The organism is Neisseria sp. P0009.S007, from assembly GCF_051962515.1.
In genome coordinates this window covers 1-275 of record NZ_JBQCVF010001084.1, presented here as the reverse complement: position 1 = coordinate 275, position 275 = coordinate 1, and the positions used below count along the sequence as shown (strand labels likewise).

At 49.5% G+C, this 275-nt stretch carries 1 protein-coding gene; it reads left to right on the top strand.

Features of this window, described 5'->3' with window-relative positions; genetic code table 11:
• The coding region (locus ACTHS3_RS17845; protein ID WP_440368754.1) for an ABC transporter substrate-binding protein at positions 1 to 141 on the top strand (141 nt) is incomplete at its 5' end.
• Positions 142 to 275: the final 134 nt, after the last annotated feature.

Below are 275 nucleotides of genomic sequence, written 5' to 3'. Positions count from 1 at the left end.
AATAAATACCGCGCCTACAACGTCGCCATCGAAGGCGCAAGCTTGGTAACCGTGTACCGCAACCAATTCGGCGAAACCATCAAAGCCAAAGGCGTGGACGGACTGATTGCCGAACTGAAAGCCAAAAACGGCAGCAAATAATGCAAAGATAAGTCATGCCGTCCGTTTTCAGACGACATGGCTTTCGCACACCATGACCTTCAGGTTTTATCATCCAAGATTAAGTTGACAAGACAGCCATGCAAACCGAACTTCGCGACGGCACGTTGCACATC